Source organism: Candidatus Pelagibacter sp. PS_31, from assembly GCF_059417865.1.
Window position 1 is genome coordinate 560084 of the sequence record NZ_CM182069.1, and the last position, 12700, is coordinate 572783.

Consider the following 12700-nt stretch of genomic DNA (forward strand, 5'->3'; position numbering starts at 1 on the left):
TATATTACAACTAATATGAAAAATAAGAATAATTTTGATTATTTATTAGCTGATCTAACAAAATTAAATGGTGTGGGTAAAAAAACCATGGAAATTTTGAAGAAAAAAAAAATAAATAATATTTTTGACTTGCTCTGGAGACTGCCTAAATCATATACAGACAGAACGCTTGTTAGTAAAGTTTGCGATCTTCAAATAGGTGTAATCCAAACTATCAGGATTGTTCCATTAAAATATCAATTTCCAAGAGTTAGAAACTTACCTAATAGAGTTAATTGTATTGATGAAACTGGAAAGATTGATTGTATATTTTTTAATAGTCATGAAGGATATGTAAGAAAAATTTTACCACTAAATGAAGAAGTGACAATTAGTGGGAAGATAGGCAATTATAAAGGACGATATCAAATAACAAATCCCACATATATTTCACAAGACAGTTCATTAATTGAAAATATTGATAATAAATACTCATTAACAGAAGGTATTACTGAAAAAACCTATAATAAAATTATAAATCAAATTTTAAAAAACTTGCCTATTTTACCAGAGTGGCACGATAAAGATATTCTAAAAATTTTTAATAATGAAAGTTGGAATGAATCTATAATAAAATTACATGATCCAAAAAATATTGAAAATTATAAATCCGACTTTTATAAAAGACTTGCTTATGATGAAATATTAGCATCTTTTTTAGTTAATTCAGAAATTCGAAAAAAAATTAAGAAAATTAAAAAAATTTCTAAAAACTTCAGTGAAAAAGCTCATAAGAATATAGTTAATAAATTAAACTTTACACTTACCGATGATCAAAAAAATTCATTGGATGATATTAATAAGGATCTAAATTCTAAAAGTAAAATGTTTAGACTTTTACAAGGTGACGTTGGGAGTGGTAAAACTATTGTCGCATTGATTTCTTCGTTGAATGTCATTAGTGCAAGGTTCCAAGTTGCATTAATGGCTCCTACTGAAATATTGGCAAGACAGCATTATACTTTAGCAAAAAAACTATTTTCTAAAGATATAAAAATTGAATTACTTTCTAGTAAGAGTGAAAATAGTGAAAAAAAGAGAATTATAAAAAACTTGCAAAACAATGAAATTCAAATGGTATTTGGCACGCATGCAATTTTTCAAAAAAAAATAATTTTTGCAAACCTTGGTTATATTATAATTGATGAACAGCACAAATTCGGTGTTAGACAAAGAAAACTTTTATCAGATAAAGGGGGTGATAATTGTGATGTTCTTTTAATGTCAGCGACACCAATTCCGAGAACTCTAACTATGTCAGTTTATGGTGATATGGATGTTTCTATTATTAAAGAAAAACCAAGTAATAGAAAAGAAGTTAAAACTTATAGCAAATTAGAAAGTAAAATAGATGATGTTATCAACTTTGTAAAAAAAGAAATAAAAGAAGGAAACCAAATCTTCTGGGTGTGTCCTTTGATAGAGGAATCAAAAAAATTAGACCACCAATCATCAGTTACGAAATACAAATTTCTTAATGAAATTTTCCCAAATAAAGTTGCACTACTACATGGAAAAATTGACAATGAAGAGAAGGAAGAAATATTAAATAAATTTCTTAATAAAAAATATTCAATTTTAGTTTCAACGACAATTATAGAAGTTGGTATTGATTTTCCTAATGCTAATGTAATCATAATAGAAAATGCAAATAAATTTGGATTGTCTCAGTTACATCAGTTAAGAGGAAGAGTTGGACGTGGAACAAAACAAGCAAGTTGTATATTGATGTTTAAGTCAAATCTAAGTGTGAATGCAAAAAAAAGAATTAATATTTTAAAAAACTCTAATGATGGTTTTGAAATTTCAGAAGAAGATATGAAATTAAGAGGTTTTGGTGATTTACTTGGTTTTAAACAAAGTGGAATTAAAAATTTTAGGTTAGCAGACCCCATTCAAAATGAAGATTTATTTTTAATGGCAGAGAAACAAATAAAAAAGATAGAATTAGAGAATACTGATATTAAAAAATATAAAGCTTTACTCAAGTTATATGATCAAGCAGATATAATTAATGATATGGTTTAGCTTTTAGGCTTAGAAGTTCCAGCCGAGACTATAAATTTTGATGCTTCTTCAAATGTCATATCTAAATAGATTAAATCATCTTTTGGTATCATTAATAAAAAGCCACTTGTTGGGTTTGGAGTTGTTGGAACAAAAACATTAACTAAGTTAATATTTGTTTTAGCTTTAATTTCACCTGAATTTTCTTTCGTAGCAAAACCTACGGCCCAAGAACCTTTTCTTGGATACTCGACTAGTACAACACTTTTTTTATTGCCTTCTTGCTCACGAAAGGAATCTGTCATTTGTCCAATGGCAGAATAGATTGTTCTTAATATTGGCATTCTTTTAAACAAATCATCAATTATTTGTAAAAATTTTTTACCTATAAAAGTTAAAGAAAGACCACCAACAACTGTGATAAAAATAATTGTTAAAATTATTTCAATACCTGGTATCGCATAAGGAAGATAAGTATTAGGATTTAGACCTGATGGTACTAATTTAGTAGAAAAATTAATTAAAAATTTACTTAAATAAAGGGTAAAACCAATTGGAATTAAAACAATTACACCTGTAAAAAAATAATTTCTTAATCTTAAAGCAAATGATTTTTTCTTTTTATTAGACATAAAAATTTAATGATAGCTAGAATAAATTACAAAAGATACAGCTATAACAAAAAGTACAACTAAGATTTTATTGTTTAAATTCATAAAAGTATATATTTATATGATTATCAAAATTTTAATAAAATGAATAGAAGAAAATTTTTAAATTATATTGGATGTGGATGTTCGGGCTTAATGCTCAGCGCTTGTTCTACGACCCCAATAACAGACAGAAGACAATTGAAAATTATACCTGAATCAAAATTAAATGCTCAGGCAGCTCAAATTTTTGAAAAAGTTAAAGAAAAAGAAAAAATGAGTGATGACACTAAAACACTCAATGAAATTAAAGATATTGGAAAAAGAATGGAAGACGCAATATCTGAGTATTTTTATAGAGCGGGTCAAAATGATCCAACTGTTAATTTTGATTGGGAGTATATTTTAATAGATAATAAAAAAGTAAAAAATGCTTGGTGCATGCCAGGTGGTAAAATAGCTGTGTACACAGGAATACTTGATGTTACAAAAAATACAAACGGTCTTGCCTCAGTTATGGGTCATGAGATTGCACACGCTGTTGCAAAACACTCTGTTGAAAGAGCTAGCAGAGGAGTTTTATTAAATACAAGCACGCAACTTATTGATATATTTTCTGGTGGGAAGTTGTCACAAGTAAACAGAATAACAGGAATGAATACTGTTGGTTTACTTTCACAAATAGGAATAATGAATCCCTTTTCTAGAACACAAGAAAGTGAGGCTGATTATTTGGGTATGATTTTTGCTTCATTATCAGGATATGATATTAGAGAAACTAAAAAATTATGGGAAAGAATGAAAGAGGCAAATAAAGGCAAAGAGCCTCCTCAATTTATGAGTACACATCCATCATCCTCAAAAAGGATAAAAGATTTATCAGAATGGGAAAATAGTATTATTTTAGACTATCCACCGATTACAATTAGCTAATATTTCAAAGATTATTTTAGTGGTGAGCCCTGATGGACTCGAACCATCGACCCATTCCTTAAAAGGGAATTGCTCTACCAACTGAGCTAAGGGCCCACATATAAATTATTAAAGATGAGATAAATGTTTTTTTTTATTTAATTTTAAAAAAAAACTTTTGGTGAAGTCTTCTTTAAAATTTTTAAATTTCTTTACACTTAAAAACTTAAACAATAAAAAAATATCAAACTTGAATAATTTTTATTACCAAAAAACAATTATTTATTCCATAACATCAGAAATTGCAAATATTTAAATTACAACTTATCAATGTATTCATCATGAAATTTATCAAATGTACCTTTTTTAATATTTTCTCTAATAGAAGACATTAATTCTTGATAAAAGTTGATGTTATGTAGGGTTAAAAGTGTAGAACCTAAGATTTCATTCGTATTGAAGAGATGATTTATATAGTTTTTTGAATACTTGTTAAGATTTAAATTTGAACAATTTGGATCAAGAGGTTCATTATCATTTTTATATTTATTATTTTTGATATTCACACGACCATTCCAAGTAAAAGCTAAACCGGTTCTTCCAGATCTCGTAGGCATTACACAGTCAAACATATCAACACCTCTCTTAACAGCTCCAAGAATATCGGCTGGCGTCCCTACACCCATTAAATATCTTGGTTTATCATCAGGCATAATATTTTTTAAATCATCTAAAACACTAAACATTTCATTTTGACTTTCTCCTACAGCAAGTCCTCCAATAGCATATCCATCGAAGCCAATTTTAATTAAGTTATTAAGAGATTTTGTTCTTAGATTTTTGAATAGACCACCCTGGACTATTCCAAATAAAGCTTTATGTGGATTTAATCCAAAAGCTATTTTAGATCTTTCGGCCCAATATATGGATAGTTCCATGGATTTATTAATTACTTTATAGTCAGTAGTTTTCTTAGGACACTCATCCATGATCATAACAATATCAGAGTCTAAACCCTTTTGAACTCTTATGCTTTCTTCTGGACTTAATATAAATTTTTTACCATCTACATGAGAGTTAAATATTGCACCCTTTTCTCTGTCTACTTTGTTTAATTTAGAAAGAGACATAACTTGAAACCCACCAGAATCAGTAAGTATGGGAAGTTTGCAATTCATAAATTTATGTAGACCACCAGCAGAAATAATTCTATCAACACCTGGTCTGATCATTAAGTGATAGGTATTTGATAAAATTATTTCAGATCCTGTTTTAATAACATCGTCAATAAGGCAAGCTTTTACAGTTGCCTGTGTTCCAACAGGCATAAAAGCAGGTGTTTGAATATTGCCTCTATGAGTTTCGATTACTCCAACTCTAGCAAATTTATCGCTCTGTATGACATTAAATTTGAAATTCTTTAACGCCATGAAATTTGTGAACTAAAATTATTTAAAGCTAATGATTTTATCTGGGTTAGAAACAGAACCGTTATTGTTTTGATCTCCTCTTTTGATTTTATCAACAAGATCCATGCCTTCAATAACTTTACCAAATACCGTATATTGTCTATCTAAAAAAGACGCTTCTTTAAAACATATAAAAAATTGGCTGTTTGCACTATTTGGATCTTGTGATCTAGCCATAGATAGTGTTCCTCTTTCATGAGGTAAATCACTAAATTCCTCTTTAAGATCAGGTAAATCAGAGCCACCCATTCCAGCTCTTCTTAAATCAAATTGATCATTAGAAGAGTTACCAAACTGAACATCACCAGTTTGCGCCATAAAGCCATCAATCACTCTGTGAAATACAACACCATCGTATTTACCATCTTTTGCTAATTGCTTAATTCTTTTGACATGATTAGGTGCCACATCTTCAAAAAGTTCTATTTTAACGTCTCCATCTTTAAGCTTTAAAATCATAATATTCTCCTCTGCGATTGTATTGTTGGTTAGTATAAAAAATAAAATTAAAAATTTTGTTATAAGTTTATTCATATTTTTCTTTTAAAGATTTTATTGTGCTTTTTGTAGTAAATTTTTTGATATCGCCTTTTAGTCTAACTATTTCTTTAACAAATCTTGATGAAATGATTTGATTTTCAACATCAGACATTAAAAAAATTGTTTCTATATTATTGTTCAATTTTCTATTCATTCCAGCTAGTTGAAATTCATATTCGAAATCAGATACTGCTCTTAAACCTCTTAAAATAATATTAGATTTGTATTTTTTGCATAAATCAGTTGTTAATGATGTAAATGAAATAACTTCAATCTTCTTTTTATCAAACTTTAAATCAACAAATAAGGCTTTTTTAATTAATTGTACTCTTTCAAGTGAATTGAAAAGATAATTTTTATTAGCACCATCAGAAGCAGCAATAATAACTTTATCAAATAATTTTAAAGCTTTATTTATAACATCAATATGACCAAAGGTAATTGGGTCAAATGTTCCTGGATATACGGCAACCTTTTTCATTACTCCAAGTTATCATCAATTTTTATTGCTGAAACAACTTTTTCATCACCAGATAATTTAATAATTCTTACACCTTGAGTATTTCTTCCCGCTGTTCTGATTTCTTTAACGGCAACTCTAATCACTCTACCTTTATTTGTTGAAATCATCACATCATCTCCCTCTATAACAGGAAATGACGAACATATACTGCCATTTCTAGGTGAATTAACAATTCCAATTATGCCTTTACCACCTCTATTGGTAACTCTATATTCATTGTTTAAAGTTTTTTTGCCGTATCCATTTTCTGTAATTGATAAAACAAATCTTCCATCAGGTTTAGTATCTTTTTTTATTTTTTCTTTATTTGTTATTGAAAGAGAAACAATCTCATCATTAGGAGATAGCTCTATACCCTTTATACCTTTTGAGGATCTACCCTTAAATATTCTTAGTTTTTTTGATTCAAATCTAATGCATTTACCATTTTTTGTACTTAGCATTACATCTTGATCATCTTTACAAATTTCAACTCCTACGATTTTATCATTGGGATCTAATTTTATTGCAATTTTTCCAGCTGAATTAATGGAAGAAAAGTCTTCTAGACTGTTTTTTCTAACCTTGCCCTTTGCAGTTGCAAAAACAATTTGAAGATTTTTCGTATCACTTTCATCATCAGGGAATGGCATAATTGAACTGATTGATTGATGATTTTTTAAAGGTAAGATATTAAATAAAGATTTACCTTTTGATGTAGTTGAACCCTCAGGTATCTTCCAAGCTTTAATTTTGTAGACAAGTCCTTCTGTCGAAAAGAAAAGAACAGAAGTGTGTGTGTTAACTGATAAAGTTTGTACTACAGAATCTTCATCTCTCGTTGTAATCCCAGATTTACCCTTGCCACCTCTTTTTTGTTGTTTAACACTGCTTAATGCTCCTCTTTTAATATATCCCTGAAGTGTAACTGTAATAATAACAGACTCTTTTTGAATAGTTTCTTCAATATCATAGTTTAAAATAGCATCTATAATTTTAGTTCTTCGTGGTACAGCAAATTTTTCTTTAATAGTTTTAAGCTCTTCACTTATTACGTTTAAAAGTTCTTTTTTGGAATTAATTATTTTCTTATATCCCTTAATTAAATCAGCTAATTTTTTGATTTCGACTTCTATTTCATTAATACCAAGAGCTGTAAGTTTTTGAAGTCTAAGTTCTAAAATAGCAATTACTTGAGGGTCAGATAATGAGTATAAATTTTTCCCCTTCTTGTCTTCGACAAGTGAAATTAACTTTAAAGATTTATTAATTTTCCACTTAGTGTTTAATAATGATTTTTTAGCATCATCAGGAGTTTTTGAAGACCGTATAATTTTTATAATCTTATCTAAATTCTCAACAGATACAGATAACCCAATCAAAATATGAGCTCTGTCCTCTGCTTTTTTTAAGTCAAATTTAGTTTTCTTAATAACAACATCTTCACGAAACGTTAAAAAATTTGTTAAAAACTCTTTTAAATTACATATTTTAGGTTTGCCATCAACGATTGCTAAAGTATTAAAACCAAAAGAACTTTCTATCGAAGTATTTTTATAAAGTAATCGCTTAATAGTTTCTGGCTCAACACCATTTCTTAAATCAATTGCTACTCTAATCCCTTCTCTATTAGACTCATCCCTAATATCTTTTATTCCTTCAATTTTTTTCTCTCTAACGAGTTGGGCAATTCTTTCATTTAAAACTGATTTATTTACTTGATAAGGTACAGATGTAATAACTAGTCTTTCTCTACCATTTTTTTGTGCTTCAACACTTATTTCACCTCTAATTTTAAATGACCCACGACCCACATTATATCCTGCTTTAATAATTTCTTTCCCAATGATGACACCACCTGTAGGAAAATCAGGACCTGGAATGTGTTTCATTAATTCTTTAATCTTAATATCTTTATTTTCAATTAAGGCTAATGTTCCATCAATGATTTCACCTAAATTATGTGGAGGTATGCTTGTTGCCATTCCAACTGCTATACCACCAGCTCCATTAACCAATAAATTGGGATATTGAGCGGGTAAAACTGATGGTTCTTTTTCTGTTTCATCGTAGTTACTCTTGTATTCGATGGTATCTTTTTCAATATCGTCTATTAAGTATTGCGAAACTTTAGCCAATCTAGTCTCAGTATATCTCATAGCCGCAGCTGGATCTCCATCAATAGATCCAAAGTTACCTTGGCCCTGAACAAGAGGTAAACTCATAGAAAAATCCTGAACCATTCTAACTAGAGCGTCATAAACAGACTGATCTCCATGTGGGTGATATTTACCAATTACATCTCCAACTATTCTTGCAGATTTTCTAAATTGTTTTGACCAATCGTAACCACCTTTATACATGGCAAATAATATTCTTCTATGAACAGGTTTAAGTCCGTCCCTAACATCAGGAAGAGCCCTACTCACAATTACACTCATCGCATATGACAAATACGATGAACTCATCTCATCATGCATTGAGATAAGTTTAATATTTTTATCTTTAGGTATTTCTGTGTCTTTCATAGAAACTAAAATGGAATTTCGTCATCCATATCATTTGAAGTTTGTGGACTATCTTCAAAATTATTAGCAGGTGCTTGTGTGTTATCATTTTGGATTCCACCACCTGTATTGCCTCCACCTAACATTGTTAGTGAGGAGTTATATCCTTGAATTACAATTTCTGTAGAATATTTGTCTTGTCCAGATTGTTCATCTTTCCATTTTCTAGTAGCTATTTGTCCTTCAACATAAATTTGAGCTCCTTTTTTTAAATATTGTTGAACAACATTTACTAACCCATCATTGAATACAACTATTCGGTGCCACTCCGTCTTTTCTTTTTTTTCACCTGTTGTCTTGTCTTTCCATGATTGACTTGTTGCTAAACTCAATCTTGCAACGCTTTTGCCGTTTACCATTTGTTTAATCTCAGGGTCTGCGCCTAAACGCCCAATTAATAATACTTTATTTAAACTTCCAGCCATAATATTTTATAAGTGTTTATTTATTTATTTAGTTTTTATATCACAATATAAACTCAATATTAATTTAATTAATTTAAAGCAACTAAAATTATGATCAAAAAGATAGTTATCAAGGGTGCAAAGGAGCATAATTTAAAGAATGTTTCTGTAGAAATACCCAAAGATCAATTTGTTGTTATTACTGGACTTTCCGGTTCTGGAAAATCTTCATTAGCGTTTGACACTATCTACGCAGAGGGACAAAGAAGATATGTTGAAAGTTTATCTGCTTATGCTCGTCAATTTTTAGATAAAATGAAAAAACCTAACGTTGATCTTATTGAAGGATTAAGTCCAGCGATAGCTATTGAACAAAAAAATACATCAAAGAACCCAAGATCAACTGTTGCTACAGTTACAGAAATTTATGATTATATGCGAGTGCTCTATGCGAGAGCTGGTGTGCCCTATTCACCCTTTACTGGAAAACCAATAACATCACAAACAATTACACAGATTGTCGATTTAATAAAAAAACTTCCCAAAAAATCTACAATTTATATATATGCGCCAGTGGTCCGTGGCCGTAAAGGTGAATATAGAAAAGATATTTTAAGCTATAAAAGAAGAGGCTTTAGAAAAATTAAAATTGATGAGGTTCTTTATGACATAGATAAAGCACCTGAATTAGATAAAAAACTTAAGCATGATATATCTGTTTTAATTGACAGAATTGTTTTGAACTCAAATCTAGGAAATCGTTTAGCTGAAAGTATTGAAACAGCTGTAAATTTATCAAATGGTCTTGTATTTGTTGAGTACGAAGACGAAACTTTACCTCAAAAATTTAGAAAAATTGAAAAATTAATTTACTCAACGAAATTTGCATGTCCAGAAAGTGGTTTTACAATCGAAGAAATTGAACCAAGACTTTTTTCTTTTAATAGTCCATATGGGGCGTGTGCTGAATGTGAAGGTATTGGTATTAAATTAAATGTAGATCCAAATTTAGTAGTTCCTGATGAAAAAAAAAGTATAGCTGATGGTGCTATAGAACCGTGGGCTAAATCAACCACACTATATTATGCTCAAACATTAGCCTCTATTGCTAAGCACTATGGATTTTCTTTAGATGAAAAATGGAAAAAATTACCCAAAAAATTTAAAGATGTGATTTTATTTGGATCAGACGAGGAAGAAATAAAATTTGTCTATGATGATGGATATGAAAAATACTCTCATAAAAAAACTTTTGAAGGTGTCATAAACAATCTTGAAAGAAGATTTCTTGAATCTGACAGTGAGTGGAAGAGAGAAGCTATAGCGGAATATCAATCGGATTCTGCATGTGAAGGTTGTAATGGTAATAGACTAAAAGAGGAAGCTTTATGTGTTAAAATTGATAATCAAAATATAAGCGATGTTACAAAAAAATCTATTTTAGATGCTGCTAACTGGTTTAAAGGGTTGGAACAAAATCTTGATAAAAGACAATTTAAAATAGCAGAACATATTCTAAAAGAAATTAATGAGAGGTTAACGTTTCTTTTAAATGTTGGGCTTGAGTATTTAACTTTATCAAGAGAGTCCGGGACTCTTTCCGGTGGAGAAGCACAAAGAATTAGGCTTGCTTCGCAAATTGGTTCAGGATTGACAGGAGTATTATATGTTCTTGACGAACCTTCTATAGGTTTGCACCAAAAAGATAATGTTAAACTAATTAATGCATTGAAAAGACTAAGAGATCTTGGAAACACAGTAATCGTTGTTGAGCATGACACTGAAACTATGGAAAATGCTGACCACATAATAGATTTAGGACCAGAAGCTGGTACTAACGGTGGTGAGATCATTGCACAAGGAACTTATAACGAGATACTTAAAAATAAAAATAGCATCACTGGTCAATACCTATCTCATAAAAAATATATAGAAATTCCAAGAATTAGAAGACTTGCTAAGAATGGTAGATTTGTAGAAATTAATGGAGCTAGTGGAAATAATTTGAATAACGTTAATCTTAAAATTCCAACAGGAAGCTTTACTTGTGTTACTGGAGTTTCTGGCAGTGGTAAATCTACATTGATATTGCAAACATTATATCATGCATTAAATTTAACCTTAAATAACAAAGCTAGAAAAGTTCCAAAAGCATTTAAAGGTTATAAGGGTGTTGAACTTATAGATAAGATAATTGATATAGATCAATCACCAATTGGAAGAACACCAAGATCAAATCCAGCAACCTATACCGGAGCCTTTGGGCCTATTAGAGATTGGTTTACGGCACTACCTGAGTCAAAAACAAGAGGATATAAACCTGGAAGATTTTCATTTAATGTTAAAGGTGGAAGATGTGAAGCTTGTGAAGGCGATGGCGTAATTACATACGAGATGCATTTCTTACCTGATGTTTATATACAATGTGATGAATGTAAGGGAACTAGGTATAATAGAGAAACTCTTGAAATAAAGTTTAAGGACAAAAGTATAGCCGATGTATTAAATATGTCTGTTGATGAAGGATGTGAATACTTTGAAAATATTTCAAATATAAAAACCAAACTATTAACATTAAAAAAAGTTGGGCTTGGTTATATAAAGATTGGACAACAGGCTACAACATTATCTGGTGGAGAGGCTCAGCGTATTAAGTTGGCCAAGGAACTATCGAAAAGATCTACAGGAAGAACTATGTATATTTTAGATGAACCAACTACTGGACTTCACCAACATGATATTAAAAAATTATTAGAAATACTACATACGTTTGTGGCTCTAGGAAATACTGTTGTTGTTATTGAGCATAATTTAGATGTGATTAAAACGGCTGATTATATTGTTGATATGGGTCCTGAGGGTGGTGTCAAAGGAGGAAATATTATCGCAGAAGGTAAACCTGAGGATATTATAAAAATAAAAGGTAGTTACACTGGGGAATTCTTAAAACCTATGCTGGAAGAAAAATTTAAAAAGAAGTTAAAGATTTAAAAAATTAGTGTATAGTGATTCTAATTATGGGTAATTTACTATCATCTCTTCCAAGGACAATTCATGCATCATTAGCTTTAGCTATTATCCTTTTTCTAGGATTATTTTTTGATAATGGTGGTTTTGATTTTGATACAATTTTTTGGAGCTGGTTAACAAGATTTATTCACGTAACGGTTGCTATTATGTGGATTGGACTTCTTTGGTATTTTAACTTTGTACAAATTCCAAACATGCCTAAAATTCCTGACGAACAAAAACCTGCTATAGGTAAAGTTATTGCGCCAGCAGCTTTGTTTTATTTTAGATGGGCAGCTTTACTAACAGTATTGTCTGGATTAATTTTAGCTTATTTAAATGGTTATTTGCATGATGCTATGACTTTAGGTGGTGGAAAAAGTACAGCTATTGGTATTGGAATGTGGCTTGGCTTATACATGGCTTTTAATGTCTGGTTTATAATTTGGCCAAATCAAAAAAGAGCACTAGGTATTGTTGAGTGCGAACCTGATGTTAAAGCAAAATCAGCTAGAACAGCAATGTTGTTTTCAAGAACAAATACTCTTTTATCGTTACCAATGTTACTTTCAATGGTAGCAGCTCAAAATCTTTATTAAAT

10 protein-coding genes and 1 tRNA gene are annotated in these 12700 nt (G+C 30.0%); 4 read left to right on the forward strand and 7 right to left on the reverse strand.

The genetic code is table 11. From position 1 onward, the window contains the following. Positions 1 to 15: 15 nt before the first annotated feature. Positions 16 to 2067 carry an ATP-dependent DNA helicase RecG gene (locus AC5SLN_RS03120; protein WP_494594113.1) on the forward strand — a complete coding sequence of 684 codons (2052 nt, stop codon included), beginning with the start codon at positions 16 to 18 and terminating at the stop codon, positions 2065 to 2067. On the opposite strand, the gene AC5SLN_RS03125 is transcribed toward AC5SLN_RS03120, so the two are convergent. Beyond that, the gene (locus AC5SLN_RS03125) at positions 2064 to 2678 is read right to left on the reverse strand and encodes a DUF502 domain-containing protein (RefSeq protein WP_494594115.1); all 615 of its coding nucleotides are present in this window, start codon (positions 2676 to 2678) and stop codon (positions 2064 to 2066) included. The genes AC5SLN_RS03120 and AC5SLN_RS03125 overlap by 4 nt on opposite strands. A gap of 123 nt (positions 2679 to 2801) precedes the next feature. On the opposite strand from AC5SLN_RS03125, the gene AC5SLN_RS03130 reads away from it, so the two are divergent. Next, positions 2802 to 3629 (forward strand): M48 family metallopeptidase, encoded by an 828-nt coding sequence (locus tag AC5SLN_RS03130; protein ID WP_494594117.1) that lies wholly within the window; start codon positions 2802 to 2804, stop codon positions 3627 to 3629. A gap of 20 nt (positions 3630 to 3649) precedes the next feature. On the opposite strand, the gene AC5SLN_RS03135 is transcribed toward AC5SLN_RS03130, so the two are convergent. The 6 genes from AC5SLN_RS03135 to ssb form a co-directional block, all read right to left on the reverse strand. Beyond that, positions 3650 to 3725 (reverse strand) — tRNA-Lys (locus AC5SLN_RS03135). Positions 3726 to 3925: 200 nt separating this feature from the next. Continuing rightward, positions 3926 to 5038, reverse strand: a complete 1113-nt coding sequence (gene tgt, locus AC5SLN_RS03140) for a tRNA guanosine(34) transglycosylase Tgt (protein ID WP_494594119.1) — start codon at positions 5036 to 5038, stop codon at positions 3926 to 3928. An 18-nt stretch (positions 5039 to 5056) separates the two neighbouring features. Next, on the reverse strand, positions 5057 to 5611 hold the full coding sequence (locus AC5SLN_RS03145) for a peptidylprolyl isomerase (RefSeq protein ID WP_011282086.1): 555 nt from the start codon (positions 5609 to 5611) through the stop codon (positions 5057 to 5059). After that, a complete protein-coding gene (gene coaD, locus AC5SLN_RS03150; RefSeq protein WP_011282085.1) occupies positions 5604 to 6098 on the reverse strand; it encodes a pantetheine-phosphate adenylyltransferase in 495 nt (164 codons plus the stop codon). Before coaD ends, AC5SLN_RS03145 begins: the two co-directional genes overlap by 8 nt. After that, positions 6098 to 8647, reverse strand: a complete 2550-nt coding sequence (gene gyrA, locus AC5SLN_RS03155) for a DNA gyrase subunit A (RefSeq protein WP_494594121.1) — start codon at positions 8645 to 8647, stop codon at positions 6098 to 6100. Before gyrA ends, coaD begins: the two co-directional genes overlap by 1 nt. Positions 8648 to 8652: 5 nt before the next feature. Beyond that, complete coding sequence (ssb, locus tag AC5SLN_RS03160) at positions 8653 to 9111, reverse strand: single-stranded DNA-binding protein (protein ID WP_006996934.1); 459 nt, start codon at positions 9109 to 9111, stop codon at positions 8653 to 8655. Between the two features lie 90 nt (positions 9112 to 9201). On the opposite strand from ssb, the gene uvrA reads away from it, so the two are divergent. Then, entirely contained in the window at positions 9202 to 12081 is a 2880-nt protein-coding gene (uvrA, locus tag AC5SLN_RS03165) for an excinuclease ABC subunit UvrA (RefSeq protein ID WP_494594123.1), read from the forward strand. A 26-nt stretch (positions 12082 to 12107) separates the two neighbouring features. Beyond that, positions 12108 to 12698 carry a urate hydroxylase PuuD gene (locus AC5SLN_RS03170; protein WP_494594125.1) on the forward strand — a complete coding sequence of 197 codons (591 nt, stop codon included), beginning with the start codon at positions 12108 to 12110 and terminating at the stop codon, positions 12696 to 12698. The last annotated feature ends 2 nt before the right edge of the window (positions 12699 to 12700 follow it).